This is a genomic window from Streptomyces sp. N35, from assembly GCF_016464295.1.
Taxonomy (GTDB): Bacteria; Actinomycetota; Actinomycetes; order Streptomycetales; family Streptomycetaceae; genus Streptomyces.
Window position 1 is genome coordinate 17,084 of record NZ_JAEIMH010000088.1, and the last position, 12,392, is coordinate 29,475.

Consider the following 12,392-nt stretch of genomic DNA (forward strand, 5'->3'; position numbering starts at 1 on the left):
CGCCAGCAGGGCCTAGCCGTTCACCCGTCGTACGAAAGTGACATGCAGGAGCGGTGGAAAGAGATCAGTCTGAAAGTGCACCGCGCAGGGGCGACAGTGAAGGGAGGCGCAGCAGATGGTCAGGAGCCTCGGAGCAATGGAGTCCGTCACCTTTGCGGCCTGGCGTGATCGCCCGCCAGGCGACCAAGAAGGCGAGTCCCGCAGGTACTACGTCACACTGGCCGAACTCCTCGTAAGGCTGGGAAGCTTCGGGCTTGATCTCACCTGGAAGGTGCAGATCTACGATGACCAGCTACACAGCAGGTTCGCCGAGGCTCAGGAGGCTGCCGCCGGCGCTGGGATTGGCACTCTTGAACTGCTGGCCATGGTTGCACCCGGCCAACAGTTCATTGACGGCGACTTCGCAGGCTACGCAGGGGATCAGCTGATGGTGGTGCTGCGCGAGTTCGACAGCACGAATTGGGACCTCTGCACGGCCGACGCCTCGGTTCTCCGAGAGATCCGTCGGCACTACCCGGATGCCGCGCCGACTCCTGAGGATGTTCTTCAGGAGATCCCATGGCCGGTTGCTGTACTTCCCTGCTGTAGCACAGCGCGTTGACGCGGCCTATGGCGTGGAGCCCGTTGTGCGCTCGGCCTCCTCCAGCCAGTCGACATACCACTGTGCGAACGTCACTGGGGTCCCGTCATCGTTCACGCGTGGGGCCAAGTCCACCTCGTCGGCTCGGTCATCGGCCCACATCGTGCCGCGATGCGGGCCGGTAATGATCAGCCAATCGCGAAGCGCACAGCCACGGTGGGAAAGGAGGATGGCGCCGACGGTGCGATCAGGGTTGAACATCAGGGCATCCCAGCGTTCGTCCCATGCCTCAATGGCGTCGTCGAACTCTTCCTCTTCGTCGAAGTGCCCTTCCTCGGGGCATTGGGCCGCCAGCTGTGCCAATACGTCTGGATCAGGGCCACGATCGGGGAATGGTTCGGTCAGCCGGGAAAGGTCGGCCAGCTCGGCACCATCCCCCTCCCACCGCCAGCGGCCCTGTACTCGGCGCACCGGAAACACCCCGTACGCCGGACCTGCCCCTCCCGCGCCCACTTGCAGCAGGAAGAAGCGGAACTCTTCCGGCAAATGCACGTTCATCTGCGCTTCGAGCTCCACGAGCTCACTAGGGCTGAGTGGCTGCTCCAGGACCCACTTGTGCCCCAGGGTGCCGAAGACCTCCCGGCTTCTCGGGGACGCCCCCACCGCCTCGACCCGTTGCCGGATCCCCACCCACCGCTGATCAGTCATGCCCAGGAACCTACGGGCTGGCACTGACAGCTGAACACGGGGTGCGAAGCCCGGGCCAAGCCGTGCAGCCCACGGCCACCGAGTGACCTACGCCGAGACCCTCGCCGAAAACTTCGACACGCATTCGGCACAGCGACCCGCAGAAACCCGGTCACAGCCGGCCAGCCCCGGTCCCGTTCCTTGATCGCAATGGGAGCGGCCGGGTCTTCCGCATACCCAGCGACACCACCCCTGACCAGCAAAAAGGCCCCGCCGAAGCGGAGCCAGTAGGTGGCGCCCCCGGCAGGACTCGAACCTGCGGCCAAGCGCTTAGAAGGCGCCTGCTCTATCCACTGAGCTACGGGGGCCGGTGTGTGGCCGGTGGCTTGGACGGCGGACTGGGGGGAGATCCGTGACCTTGCCGGGGACAAGGATAGGGGTCGCCGCCCCCTGTCCCGGGCGCTTCTGCTCCGTGGCACGATGTGGAGTTTCAGTGAAGCGGTTTCTGATAATCGCAGGCAGGTACGAATCCTGCATCGCTTTTGGCGTCTCACGCCTCGGGTGTTGTGCACTCGTTATGCCTGCGCCCCAGTCGTCACGGTCGTCCCGGTTGCCTCGATGTCGCCTCGATTGCTCCACTCCTCCAGGCGTCCCTCCATGTGCGAACAGGCGTCTCCCCATGCGCGAACAGAGGCATCGCTCCGTACGCGAACGGACGTCCCTCCGTACGCGAACAGACGTCCCTCCGTACGCGAATCGTGTCGATCAGACGACCATCGGCGCGCAGAGGGTCCCATATCCTTCAGAAACCAAACAAAATTGGGCATTCTTCGCATGTGGTGACCTTGGACGTACGGCCTCAGCTGCTCGACGCACTCTCCGCCCTGCGCGACCGTGTCGCCGCCGCGCGCTTTCCGCTTCCGTTGGCGGGCGCGCCACGGGCGCGGGCCAATCGGGAGGAGCTGCTCGCACAGCTCGACGACTATCTCGTGCCCCGTCTCAAGCAGCCCGAAGCGCCGCTGCTCGTCGTGATCGGCGGCTCGACCGGGGCCGGCAAGTCCACGCTGGTGAACTCGCTGGTCGGACGACAGGTCAGCGAGGCGGGAGTGCTGCGGCCCACGACCCGGACGCCGGTGCTCGTCTGCCACCCGGACGATCACCACTGGTTCGCGGACCTGCGCGTACTGCCCGAACTCACCCGCGTATGGGTGCCGCAAAGCAGCGAGAAGGGTGGGCGCGACGCGACCGCCAAGCCCGGTGAGCGGGCGCTGAGGGTCGAGACCGCGGCCACGTTGCCCCGCGGGCTCGCCCTGCTCGACGCCCCCGACATCGACTCGCTCGTCGCCGAGAACCGGGTCCTTGCCGCCGAGTTGATCTGCGCCGCCGACGTCTGGGTGATGGTCACGACCGCCGCGCGCTACGCCGACGCCGTGCCCTGGCATCTGCTGCGGACCGCCAAGGAGTACGACGCCGCGCTGGTGACCGTGCTGGACCGGGTGCCGCATCAGGTCGTGGCGGAGGTGTCGCGGCAGTACGGGGCGCTGCTCGCGAAGGCCGGTCTGGGGGAGGTGCCCCGGTTCACCGTGCCCGAACTGCCCGAGTCCACGGGCGGCGGCGGGCTGCTGCCGGCCACGGCCGTGGCGCCTCTGCGGGCCTGGCTCACTCATCGCGTACAGGATGAGCAGGCCAGGGGCTTCGCCCTCAGCCGTACGGCGACGGGGCTGCTTGATTCGCTGAACTCGCGTATGCCCGAACTCGCGAGCGCCGTGGCCGCCCAGCACGCCGCCTCGGTACGTCTGACGACCGTGGTCGACGAGGCGTACGAGAGCGAGCAGGCGCGGGTGCGCGGGCGGCTGCAGGCCGGGGCGGTGCTGGCCGGCGGGGCGCTCGCGCGGTGGCGGGCCTATCCCCTCGACTGCACGGCGGGCGAGCTGCTCGACGCCGTGGTGGAGAGCCTCGCCACGGTCCTTGTGTGTGCCGTCTCGGCCGCTGACCGCCGTATCGACGAGGCATGGCAGCGGGACGCGGCGGCAGGGGAGTTGGCCGCGCGCGAGAGCGACGGCGAAGGGGCGGAGCACCGGATCGGGCTGAGCGTGCGGCGCTGGCGGCGGGTGCTCGAGGAGTACGTCGAGGAGGAACTGCGCGGCCTCGACAACCCGTCCGCGAGCTCGCGTTCGGGCAAGGCGGGCGCCGCTGAAGCCGAGCCCGTGGCGGCGCTGCTCGCCACGGCGCTGCTCGGCGGGCGCAGGGCGCGTTCCGCGGGGGAGTCGCTCGCCGAGCGGATCGGGGCGCAGGGTGCGCTGAAGCTGCGCGATCGCGGGGGCAAGCTGCTCGCTTCGTACGTGGAGAAGGCGCTGAAGGCCGAACGGGACCGTCGACTCGCCCCCCTCGACACCCTCGACGTCCATCCGGAACCCCAGGCCGAGTTGATCGCCGCGCTGTCCGTACTGCAGAAGGAGAGGTGACCGCCATGACTGCCGTCACTGACCACACCGGCGGGCAGGAGCCCGCGGAGTCCGTAGCGGCCGCGGAAGCGGAATCCCCGGAGCGCGCGGAGGTCACGGAGGCCGCCGAGGCGGAGGAGACCGTCTGGGACGACGGTCTGATCGCGCGGCGGGTCGCGGCCGAGGAGGAGATCCGGGCGCGCGAGGAGGCGTACCACTCGCGCGGTCTGACCTACGACGCGCCGCTGCGGGCCCGGCTCGACGCGATGCGCGAGCTCGTCGGGCTCTCGCGTACGCGCCTGGACGGCCGCACGCTCGCCGAGGCCGGGCAGGTGCTCGACCAGGCCGCGGCACGGCGGGGTCTGTCCGAGCGGCACACCGTGGTGGCCGTGGCGGGCGCGACGGGCAGCGGGAAGTCGACGCTGTTCAACACCCTTGCCGGGGTGGCCATTTCGGATACGGGGGTGCGTCGGCCGACCACCGCCGCGCCGCTGGCCTGCAGCTGGTCCGACGGGGCGGCCTCGCTCCTGGACCGCCTCGAGATCCCCGGACGCCTGCGGCGCCGGCCGCTCCAGGGGCCCGATCCCGACCCTCGCCTCGCCGGTCTCGTACTGATCGATCTGCCGGACCACGACTCGGCCGCGGTCGAACACCGTGAGCACGTGGACCGGATGCTGAAACTCGTCGACGCGGTGATCTGGGTGGTGGACCCGGAGAAGTACGGGGACGCCGTCCTGCACGAGCGCTATCTGCGGCCGCTCGCCGGTCATGCCGAGGTCACGTTCGTGGTCCTCAACCAGACGGACCGGCTGCCCGGGGACTCCGCCGACCTGGTCCTCGACGATCTGCGCCGGCTGCTCGACGAGGACGGGATCGCGCTCGGCGAGCACGGGGAGCCCGGTGCGACGGTGCTCGCGCTGTCCGCTCTGACGGGTGACGGCGTGGGCGAACTGCGTGATGCGCTCGGACAGTTCGTCGCCGAGCGGGGCGCCGCCGCGCGGCGGATCTCGGCGGATCTGGACGCGGCGGCCCGCCGGCTCAAGCCGGTGTACGCGCCGGGCCGGCGGATCGGCCTGAGCGAGCGGGCGCGCGAGGAGTTCGCGGACCGGCTCTCCGAGGCGGTGGGCGCGGGGGCCGCGGGTGAGGCGGCCGAGCGGTCCTGGCGGCGCGGGGCGAGCAAGGCGTGCGGTACGCCGTGGCTCAGGCTCTGGCGCTGGTACGAGGCGCAGCGCACCGGTCCCGCCGCCGCACCGGACGACTCGGCGCCCGTGGACGAGGAGGCGACGGCGCGCCAACGCGTCGAGCAGGCGGTACGTACGGTCGGCGACGAAGCGGCGGCAGGTCTTCCGGCGCCCTGGGCGCAGGCGGTACGGGACGCCGCGGCGCGGGGCGGTGAGGGGCTGCCGGAGGCGCTCGACGAGCTGGCGGTGAATGCGGCGCTGCCCGCGCGCAAGCCGCCGCGGCCGGGCTGGTGGCCGATGGCCGTCCTGGTGCAGGCCCTGATGACCCTGCTCCAAGTGGTCGGCGGGCTCTGGCTGTTCGGGCAGGTCGTCGGGGTCGCCGAGCCGAACCTGACGGCTCCTGTGCTGCTGATGATGGCGGGCATCGTGGGCGGTCCCTGTGTGGAGTGGGCCTGCCGGATGGCCGCGCGCGGGCCCGCGCGACGGTACGGACAGGAGGCCGAGCGCAAGCTGCGGGAGGCGGCCGCGGCGTGCGGGCGGCAGCGGGTGCTCGATCCGGTCGCGTCGGAGCTGCTGCGGTACCGGGAGGTGCGGGAGCAGTACATGAAGGTGCTCGGGGTGGTGCCGTCGCTGATGGGCGGTTCCGGAGGCGCGGGAGGTTCGGGAGTCGGTACCGGGGCGTTTTCGGTGGGTTCGGGGACCGTCGGATCCCTCGGGCGGGTGACGGAGTTGTCCACAACCAGCCGGTAGTCCACAGGCTCGAGCGGGCTCGTGCCGTTCGGTGCAGCCTGGGATCGCGGCGGAGCGCCGGAGGTCTCGGCCGCAGCCGTACGGGGCGGGCCCGTACGCATGCCGTGCGCGGATGCGCGCACAGGGGAGGGTGATCGGGATGAACGAGACCTTGGTGACGGTCGTGGGGAATGTCGCGACGGCGCCGGTGACGCGGGTGACGGCGAACGGGGCGATGGTCAGGTTCCGGCTCGCTTCGACGGCGCGGTACTACGACCGGGCGACGCAGGACTGGCGGGACGGACATACCAATTTCCTCACCGTGTTCGCCTGGCGGGGCCTCGCGGAGAACGTGGCGTCGTCGGTGTCCCTGGGCGATCCCGTGGTGATCCAGGGCCGGTTGAAGGTGAAGCAGGAGAGCGGGGTGTCGGGGACGCAGAGCGTGCTGGGCGTCGATATCGAGGCGCTGGCGCTCGGGCATGACCTGTCGCGGGGCACAGCAGCGTTCCGGCGGGTGTCGCGGGCCAATCCGGCGCTGACGGCCGGGGCGGGCGATGTCGGGGCGGGCGAGGCTGGGGCCGGGGCCGGCGAGGCCCCGGGGAGTGCGGAGCCTCAGTTCGAGCGAGAACCGGGCACTGAGGCCGGGGGTGTCCAGGAGGGATTCCTGCCGGACCGGGAGCCGGAGCCGGCTTTCTGAGGTGTACGTGGTGGAGCGGCCGGAGCGTTCACAGGATCTACACCGGCCCTCCGCAAGGCCTGACGGTCGGCGGCCATGGCCGGCGGGCGGCGGTAAGTCACCGCAGGGAAGGGGGAGTTGGGCGGGGTTTTGTCGATAAGGGCAGGTCGCGGGGGTTACCGGCGATAACAATTGCGCGTCGGAAGGGTTATCGGACCGCATGACCGGGATGCGTGATGCTGCACATCCCTAGGATGCCGGGCGTAGCTCACGGGGCAGTTGAGGTTGAGTCTGCTGGCGGGACCGTCCCCCCATGTGTTCATGGGTCCTGCCCGGAGGGGAAGTTCGCTTGTTTGCGTCGCGCACGTCGTTCGTCGTCCGTCACCGTGGGGCCGCCCGCCTCGCTGTGGCGTTGCTCGTCCCCGGGCTGCTCGCCGCCGGCGCGCTGGCCGGTGCGTCAGGGGCCGCCGCCGAGGAGAACCCTCAGCTGCCGGGTGGTGCGACCGCCACCCTCGGCGGTCTGGAGACCTACGGGCAGGCCGTCATCCGTGAGGGCGGGGAGGAGCGGGCGGTACCGGCCGGGCTCTTCGAGATGTCCGTCGACGGCGGCGGCATGCTCAAGACCTACTGCATCGATGTCGACAGCCCGACGCAGCAGGATGCGAAGTACCAGGAGACGTCCTGGAGCTCCACCTCGCTGAACGCCAACAAGCAGGCCGGAAAGATCCGTTGGATCCTGCAGCACTCGTATCCGCAGGTGAACGATCTCGACGAGCTGGCCCGTAAAGCGGACGCCGAGGGGCTGACCGAGGCGGATGCCGCGGCCGGCACCCAGGTGGCGATCTGGCGCCACTCGGACGCCGTCGAGGTGTCCGCGACCGATCCGCAGGCGGAGCGCCTCGCCGACTATCTCGAGAAGAACGCCCGGACCATGGGGGAGCCGAAGGCCTCCCTGATCCTCGATCCGCCGGCCGTGTCCGGGCGGTCCGGTGAGCGGGTCGGTCCGGTCACGGTGCGCACCGATGCGCACAGCGTCACCGTGAACCCGCCGACGGACGCGGCGGCGAGCGGCGTCAAGGTCGTGGGCGAGGACGGCAGGCCGGTGAGCTCGGTGGCCGACGGCAGCGAGCTGTACTTCGACGTGCCCAAGGGTGCGGCCGGGAAGGCGGCGCTCACCGTGCAGGCCTCGACGAGCGTGCCGGTCGGCCGGGCGTTCGTCTCGGACACCGGGAGCCAGACGCAGATCCTGGCCGGATCCAGTGAGTCGACGGTGTCGGCGACGGCGACGGTGAACTGGGCGGACAAGGGCGCGATCCCCGCGCTCTCCGCCGAGCGCAACTGTGCCGAGGGCGGGTTGGACATCACGGCCGCCAACCGGGGCGAGAAGGACTTCACGTTCTCGCTGATGGGATTCGAGCACACCATCGCGGCGGGAGAGTCGCGCACGGTGACGATCCCGTTGCAGGAGGACCAGGCGTACGACTTCACCATCACGGGCCCGAACGGATTCGCCGAACGCTTCAAGGGCATCCTCGACTGCCGTACGAAGGCATCGGGTGCGGGCGCCAACGAGATCGCCCCGCAATCCGCCCCGAGCCCGGCGACGGCCGGCGGTACGGCGGGCCGCACCCATGACCTCGCGGAGACGGGCAGCTCGAACGCGACGCCGGTGATCGCGGGAGTCGCGGTGGGGTTCTTGGTGCTGGGCGGTCTGGTCGTCTTCCTGCTGCGCCGCAAGGGCGAGGCGGACGAGTCCGGGGAGTGACCGGGGGCGCTTGAGGGGGCCGGCCGGTCCGGGGGTGGCGTAATTCCCCAGGCCGGTCCGGCAGTTGAGGCTACGTTGGCCGTCATGCGCATGCGGGGGCGGAGCTATCGCTACGTGGGGCCTGCCGACTTGACGAGCCTGATCCGGCCGGGAGGCGAGGGATGCTGCGTGCGCTCGCCGGCGGACTTTGCCGAGTGGGCGTCGCGCCGGGGCATGGAGGAGTGGTCCGAGCCCTTCACCTTCGTCGTCGATGTGACGGGGAGTCTGCGTCTGGCGTCACGCCGCAGCGAGCACGTCGTGTGCGCGGCCGGCGCGGTGGTCCTGAGTGCCGGCGAGGTCAGCTTTCAGGAGGAGCCGGGCCGGTGGGCGGTCCTGGAGGTCAGCAACCAGTCGACCGGCTACTGCCCCGACGTCAGCTCATGGCCGGCTGTTGCGGCAGCTCTGGACCGGGCCGGTGTCGGCCGTCCGTCCGGCTTCACGCACGAGGTGGTGTTCCGCCGATGCCCCTCGTGCAGGGAGATCAACATCGTGCGCGAGGCGGACTACGTCTGCGTGTTCTGCGACGAGGTACTGCCGCAGGAATGGAATGTGGACGGGCACCGGGAGGTGCCCGGCCGGCGGCGGCTTCCGTCCGGCCGTGAGCACGGTGGGTGACGGACCGGTTACCCGCTCCACCGCAGGTCAGGCGCCCAACAGGCACTAGATCACTCGAGCTTCCCAAGCTCAGGGCACAGGTCACCGGATATGCGGTAGCCGCCTCACGCGTCGCTCTGTACCTTGCGGCTATGACCGACAACCGAAGGGGCAATGCCGCGTAGGCGCCCTGGCTCGCTGCGCGCCGAACAGTGGCGCCCCCGCCCCGGAGTCCGGGGTCGCCGGATACCCGCTGTCTCCGCCCGTACCCGCCTCGCGATCCGGCGCATGGAGGAACGGCACCTCTGGGTCGACGCGGTAGCGGATGCGCTCGGTACCTATGGCGGTTTTCTGCGGCAGCCCGGCCGCTATCTGTCAGCGGACAGCCCTGGCTGTTACTGCTGCGACCCTCTCCAGGCCCGAGATGTACTGGGCGACGCCCTTGCCTGGTTGCCGCCGGCTGCCGGAGCCGAGCTGTGGACCATCGTGTCCCGGCTTGACGACGAGTTCGAGCGGCGGACCGTCCCCGACCCGTGGATCAAGCGCGTGAGCGCGTGGGCAGCGGAAGCCTGGTGGCGTCAACGCTCGCGGGAACCGTAAGGCCGCAACTGTGGAAACGTCCTGATCGGTACCCGGATCCAGGGCCGTCGTCTCTGGGCCGTCCGACGTCACTCCAGGGCGACCGACGGCGACAACGAGTGACAGATCAACTACAGCGGCGATCCAGGAACGGCCAGGTCACAGGGCCCCACCCATACCGGTTTCCGTCGGAGGGTGGCCGTCAGGCAAGATGGGGTGTATCTGCCCACTTCCAGTTTGCCGGACGGTTTCTCTTGGCTGAGTTCATCTACACCATGCGCAAGACGCGCAAGGCGCACGGCGACAAGGTGATTCTTGATGACGTCACCTTGAACTTCCTGCCCGGCGCGAAGATCGGTGTGGTCGGGCCGAACGGTGCTGGTAAGTCCACCGTTCTGAAGATCATGGCCGGTCTCGAGCAGCCGTCCAACGGCGAGGCGTACCTGTCGCCCGGCTTCAGTGTCGGCATCCTCATGCAGGAGCCGAAGCTCGACGAGTCCAAGACCGTTCTGGAGAACGTGCAGGACGGCGCCGCCGAGCTCATGGGCAAGCTCCACCGCTTCAACGAGGTCGCCGAGCTCATGGCGACCGACTACAGCGATGCGCTCATGGAGGAGATGGGCAAGCTCCAGGAGGATCTGGACCACGCCAACGCGTGGGATCTGGATGCCCAGCTGGAGCAGGCCATGGACGCTCTGGGCTGCCCGCCCGGCGACTGGCCCGTCACCAACCTCTCCGGTGGCGAGAAGCGTCGCGTCGCGCTCTGCAAGCTGCTGATCGAGGCGCCCGACCTGCTGCTCCTCGACGAGCCCACCAACCACCTCGACGCCGAGTCGGTGAACTGGCTGGAGCAGCACCTGTCGAAGTACGCGGGCGCCGTGGTGGCCGTGACCCACGACCGGTACTTCCTGAACAACGTCGCCGAGTGGATCCTCGAGCTCGACCGCGGCCGCGCCCTGCCCTACGAGGGCAACTACTCCACGTACCTGGAGAAGAAGGCGACCCGCCTCAAGGTCGAGGGCCGCAAGGACGAGAAGCGCCAGAAGCGGCTCAAGGAGGAGTTGGAGTGGGTTCGCTCCAACGCCAAGGGGCGGCAGACCAAGTCCAAGGCGCGTCTTGCTCGTTACGAGGAGATGGCCGCCGAGGCGGAGAAGATGCGGAAGCTGGACTTCGAGGAGATCCAGATTCCGCCGGGCCCGCGGCTGGGCTCGATCGTCGTCGAGGTCAGCAACCTCTCCAAGGCCTTCGGCGACAAGGTCCTGATCGACGACCTGTCCTTCACGCTGCCGCGCAACGGCATCGTCGGCATCATCGGCCCGAACGGTGCGGGCAAGACCACGCTGTTCAAGATGATCCAGGGCCTGGAGACGCCGGACTCCGGCGCCATCAAGGTCGGCGACACGGTCAAGATCTCCTACGTCGACCAGAGCCGCGCCAACATCGACCCGAAGAAGACCCTTTGGGCCGTCGTCAGCGATGAGCTGGACTACATCAATGTCGGTCAGGTCGAGATGCCCTCGCGGGCGTACGTGTCCGCGTTCGGCTTCAAGGGCCCGGACCAGCAGAAGCCGGCCGGTGTGCTCTCCGGTGGTGAGCGCAACCGTCTGAACCTGGCGCTGACCCTCAAGGAGGGCGGCAACCTGCTCCTCCTCGACGAGCCGACGAACGACCTCGACGTCGAGACCCTGTCGAGCCTCGAGAACGCACTGCTCGAGTTCCCGGGTGCGGCCGTGGTCATCTCCCACGACCGCTGGTTCCTCGACCGGGTGGCCACGCACATCCTCGCGTACGAGGGCGACTCCAAGTGGTACTGGTTCGAGGGCAACTTCGAGTCGTACGAGAAGAACAAGATCGAGCGGCTCGGCCCGGACGCGGCCCGTCCGCACCGCGCCACCTACAAGAAGCTGACCCGCGGCTGATGGCTCGCCACGTATACGCCTGCCCCTTGCGCTGGGCGGACATGGATGCGTACGGCCACGTCAACAATGTGGTCTTTCTTCGGTATCTCGAAGAAGCGCGTATCGACTTCCTGTTCCGCCCGGACAAGGACTTCCAGCAGGGGTCGGTCGTGGCACGCCATGAGATCGACTACAAGCGGCAGTTGGTGCACCGGCATCGTCCGGTGAGCATCGAGCTGTGGGTCACGAAGATACGAGCGGCTTCGTTCACGATCGAGTACGAGGTGAAGGACGAGGACGCCGTGTACGTACGGGCCTCGACCGTCATCGTGCCGTTCGACTTCGAGGCCCAGCGGCCGCGGCGGATCACCGCCGAGGAGCGGGAGTTCCTCGAGGAGTACGCCGATGGCACCGGTGAGAACAAGGACGGCAAGGACAGCAAGGAAGCGGAGGCCGTCGCGGCATGACCGTGCTGCCGCTGGCCGCTGAGGGGGAGGCGGCGTCGCTCGCCGCCTTCCTGCAGCGGCTCCTCAAGTACGACCGGGCCGCCGCGGTCCGGCTGCAGGCCGCGGGCGAGGCGCTCGCCGTTTTCGGGCGGGCGCCTGCGCTGGATGTCGTGGTCGTACGGGTCGTCGCCCTTGCCGAGCCCGCCGACCTTGACCGTACGGTCTCGGCGGGCGAGCTCCTGGAGGCCGTCCAACCCGCGGCGGTGACCGTCCCCACCGCCGTGACCGGGCCCGCATGGGCCGGGATGCTGCCGCCGCGCGGTGGCTGGCGGAAGCAGGAAGGGCTGCCGGAGAGCGGACCGTTGGGGCTTGCGGTGCAGGCGGCGGTCGGTGAGTTCAAGGTGCGCGTCGAGCAGCTTCCCGAGGACAAGCGCACGCGCGGCGAACTCGACAGGATCGGGGCGGAGATCTGGGGGCGGACCCTCGGGGCCACTCCGCTTCCGTTGCGGGCCGCGCACGCCGCGTATGTCTTCGGGCTGCTGCGTCCCGAGGCCTCCGCGGATCTTCTGACGGCCGGTTCGTGGCTGCGGTTGCGTACGCCGTACGGGTCGGTTGCGCTTCGGCGTACGGGCGGGCTGCCGGGGCTCGGGGTCACGCCGCTTTAGGGGTACGGGGGTTGGGGCGCCGCGTTCGTCGGGGGGAGGGGCGGGTTTTTCTTCCCCGGCCCCGCCCCTTCCCGGAAAGCGACAGTGCTGTCCGCCGCGCCCCCGCTCC

General features: G+C 69.6%; 11 protein-coding genes and 1 tRNA gene. 10 read left to right on the forward strand and 2 right to left on the reverse strand.

Annotation, left to right across the window (positions count from 1 at the left end):
- Positions 1–136 precede the first annotated feature (136 nt).
- Positions 137–601 (forward strand): hypothetical protein, encoded by a 465-nt coding sequence (locus tag JAO81_RS34220; RefSeq protein WP_199551876.1) that lies wholly within the window; start codon positions 137–139, stop codon positions 599–601.
- Positions 602–607: 6 nt separating this feature from the next.
- Here the strand turns inward: JAO81_RS34220 and JAO81_RS34225 are convergent, their stop codons facing one another.
- Both JAO81_RS34225 and JAO81_RS34230 read right to left on the reverse strand, forming a co-directional pair.
- The gene (locus JAO81_RS34225; RefSeq protein ID WP_199551877.1) at positions 608–1,288 is read right to left on the reverse strand and encodes an SMI1/KNR4 family protein; all 681 of its coding nucleotides are present in this window, start codon (positions 1,286–1,288) and stop codon (positions 608–610) included.
- A gap of 271 nt (positions 1,289–1,559) precedes the next feature.
- Positions 1,560–1,635: transfer RNA gene (locus JAO81_RS34230), tRNA-Arg, on the reverse strand.
- 468 nt (positions 1,636–2,103) lie between these two features.
- Between JAO81_RS34230 and JAO81_RS34235 the strand changes: the two genes are divergently transcribed.
- The 9 genes from JAO81_RS34235 to JAO81_RS34275 all read left to right on the forward strand — a co-directional run bounded on the left by JAO81_RS34235 (position 2,104) and on the right by JAO81_RS34275 (position 12,283).
- Positions 2,104–3,732 carry a GTPase domain-containing protein gene (locus JAO81_RS34235; RefSeq protein ID WP_199551878.1) on the forward strand — a complete coding sequence of 543 codons (1,629 nt, stop codon included), beginning with the start codon at positions 2,104–2,106 and terminating at the stop codon, positions 3,730–3,732.
- Between the two features lie 5 nt (positions 3,733–3,737).
- The gene (locus JAO81_RS34240) at positions 3,738–5,642 is read left to right on the forward strand and encodes a YfjP family GTPase (protein WP_199551879.1); all 1,905 of its coding nucleotides are present in this window, start codon (positions 3,738–3,740) and stop codon (positions 5,640–5,642) included.
- Between the two features lie 139 nt (positions 5,643–5,781).
- Positions 5,782–6,318, forward strand: a complete 537-nt coding sequence (locus tag JAO81_RS34245; RefSeq protein ID WP_199551880.1) for a single-stranded DNA-binding protein — start codon at positions 5,782–5,784, stop codon at positions 6,316–6,318.
- 292 nt (positions 6,319–6,610) lie between these two features.
- Complete coding sequence (locus JAO81_RS34250) at positions 6,611–8,062, forward strand: Cys-Gln thioester bond-forming surface protein (protein ID WP_199551881.1); 1,452 nt, start codon at positions 6,611–6,613, stop codon at positions 8,060–8,062.
- A gap of 84 nt (positions 8,063–8,146) precedes the next feature.
- Positions 8,147–8,716, forward strand: coding sequence for a hypothetical protein (locus JAO81_RS34255; protein WP_199551882.1), 570 nt, complete (start codon positions 8,147–8,149; stop codon positions 8,714–8,716).
- 267 nt (positions 8,717–8,983) lie between these two features.
- Complete coding sequence (locus JAO81_RS34260) at positions 8,984–9,295, forward strand: hypothetical protein (RefSeq protein ID WP_199551883.1); 312 nt, start codon at positions 8,984–8,986, stop codon at positions 9,293–9,295.
- A 233-nt stretch (positions 9,296–9,528) separates the two neighbouring features.
- The gene (ettA, locus tag JAO81_RS34265; protein ID WP_199551884.1) at positions 9,529–11,193 is read left to right on the forward strand and encodes an energy-dependent translational throttle protein EttA; all 1,665 of its coding nucleotides are present in this window, start codon (positions 9,529–9,531) and stop codon (positions 11,191–11,193) included.
- Positions 11,193–11,639: a thioesterase family protein gene (locus JAO81_RS34270; protein WP_199551885.1), complete on the forward strand. Its 447-nt coding sequence runs from the start codon at positions 11,193–11,195 to the stop codon at positions 11,637–11,639. The genes ettA and JAO81_RS34270 overlap by 1 nt, the downstream gene beginning before the upstream one ends.
- The gene (locus JAO81_RS34275) at positions 11,636–12,283 is read left to right on the forward strand and encodes a hypothetical protein (protein WP_199551886.1); all 648 of its coding nucleotides are present in this window, start codon (positions 11,636–11,638) and stop codon (positions 12,281–12,283) included. The genes JAO81_RS34270 and JAO81_RS34275 overlap by 4 nt, the downstream gene beginning before the upstream one ends.
- The last annotated feature ends 109 nt before the right edge of the window (positions 12,284–12,392 follow it).

What these genes read in the sequence shown, in the direction of transcription:
- JAO81_RS34220 (WP_199551876.1), top strand. Translation starts at nt 137, where the DNA reads ATGGAGTCCGTCACCTTTGCGGCCTGGCGTGATCGCCCGCCAGGCGAC.
- JAO81_RS34225 (WP_199551877.1), bottom strand. Translation starts at nt 1,288, where the DNA reads ATGACTGATCAGCGGTGGGTGGGGATCCGGCAACGGGTCGAGGCGGTG.
- JAO81_RS34240 (WP_199551879.1), top strand. Translation starts at nt 3,738, where the DNA reads ATGACTGCCGTCACTGACCACACCGGCGGGCAGGAGCCCGCGGAGTCC.
- JAO81_RS34245 (WP_199551880.1), top strand. Translation starts at nt 5,782, where the DNA reads ATGAACGAGACCTTGGTGACGGTCGTGGGGAATGTCGCGACGGCGCCG.
- JAO81_RS34250 (WP_199551881.1), top strand. Translation starts at nt 6,611, where the DNA reads ATGTGTTCATGGGTCCTGCCCGGAGGGGAAGTTCGCTTGTTTGCGTCG.
- JAO81_RS34255 (WP_199551882.1), top strand. Translation starts at nt 8,147, where the DNA reads ATGCGCATGCGGGGGCGGAGCTATCGCTACGTGGGGCCTGCCGACTTG.
- JAO81_RS34260 (WP_199551883.1), top strand. Translation starts at nt 8,984, where the DNA reads ATGGAGGAACGGCACCTCTGGGTCGACGCGGTAGCGGATGCGCTCGGT.
- JAO81_RS34270 (WP_199551885.1), top strand. Translation starts at nt 11,193, where the DNA reads ATGGCTCGCCACGTATACGCCTGCCCCTTGCGCTGGGCGGACATGGAT.
- JAO81_RS34275 (WP_199551886.1), top strand. Translation starts at nt 11,636, where the DNA reads ATGACCGTGCTGCCGCTGGCCGCTGAGGGGGAGGCGGCGTCGCTCGCC.